The sequence below is a fragment of the Thermus arciformis genome (assembly GCF_900102145.1).
GTDB classification, from domain to species: domain Bacteria; phylum Deinococcota; class Deinococci; order Deinococcales; family Thermaceae; genus Thermus; species Thermus arciformis.
Genome location: NZ_FNBC01000084.1, coordinates 1 through 1,235, shown reverse-complemented (window position 1 = coordinate 1,235; position 1,235 = coordinate 1). Strand labels below are relative to the sequence as shown.

1 protein-coding gene is annotated in these 1,235 nt (G+C 66.2%); it reads right to left on the bottom strand.

All coding sequences use genetic code 11. The features are described 5' to 3' along the window. Nucleotides 1–41: 41 nt before the first annotated feature. A protein-coding gene (locus BLP62_RS13410; protein WP_093008760.1) for an IS3 family transposase occupies nt 42–1,165 on the bottom strand; the annotation gives its coding sequence in 2 pieces (ribosomal slippage) (nt 42–928 and nt 928–1,165; 1,125 coding nt in all). Nucleotides 1,166–1,235: the final 70 nt, after the last annotated feature.

The following is a 1,235-nucleotide window of genomic DNA, read 5'->3' as shown; positions in this document are numbered from 1 at the left end:
GTGTACTGCGGCCCTAAATTTGGACCACCTTACCGGTCAGTTTAGTCAGGGCTCCTACCCCCTTTCAACAGGCTCTCCGAAAAGGCCTCAGGCGTCATGTAATCCAAGGCCGAGTGAGGACGCTTGCGGTTGTACACCTCAAGGACAAAAGCCTTCACCGAAGCCCGCGCCTCCGCCAGGGTCCTGTACTCCCGCAAGGCCACCCACTCCTCTTTGATCGTCCGGATCAACCGCTCCGCGTGCCCGTTCTCCCAAGGCCTCCCCGTCCCCGCGTAACTGAGCCGCACCCCTAGCCCCAAAAGCCGCTCCACATACGCCCTGGAGGTGTACTGCACCCCCCGGTCCGAATGGTGCACCTCGGGACACCCCTCCCTCAGAGCCATCTCCAGGGCCGCAAGAGCAAGCCCCTGGGACAGCCTCGGCCCCAGGGCCACCCCCAGGATCTTGCGGGTGTGGAGGTCCATCACCACCGCCAGGTAGGCCACACCCTCCCCCAGGACCACGTAGCTCAGGTCCGCCACCCACACCTGGTGCGGGCGGGTCACCTCAAGCCCCGGCAGGAGGTTCTTCACCCCCTCCGGGGGAAGACCCCCCGGGAAGGTGGTCCTGGGGGAGGACCCCTTGCGGGGAAGGAGCAAGCCCTCCTCGCGCATCAGGGAGCGCACCCGCTTCTCCCCCACCTGGACACCTTCCCCCCGCAAGAGGGCGGTGAGGCGCCGGTAGCCGTACCGGGGCCAGGCCTCCGCCAGGGCCCGCAGTCGTCCCCGGAGGGCTGCCTCCTCGGGAGGGGGGTCCTGGGGCCGGTAGTAGAGGGTGCTCCGGGGCACCCCGAGGACCCGGGAAAGCAGGCGGAGGGGGTAGGCTCCCTTGAGGGCCTTCACCAGCTCCCGCCTTTCCTTTGCCGGTAGAGCCCCGAGGCTTTTTTTAGGACTTCCAGCTCCAGGGCCAGCTGGCCCGCCAGGCGCTCCAGCTCGCGGATGCGGGCCTCTTGCTCCGCACAGCCGGAGGTGAAAGCGGCGTGGGCGTTCTCCAGGAACTCCCGCTGCCAGCGGTAAAAGAGGGACTCCGCCATCCCATAAGCCCGGCAGGCTTCGGCCACGGTCCTTTGACCCGACAAGACCTCCAACACAATTTTTGCCTTTTCCTTTGCTGACCACCTGCGCATCTCGCTACCCCTTCAGACTACACCCCTCGGCCTCTCTCTTGGGGTGGTCCAAATTTGGGGCAGCACTTCA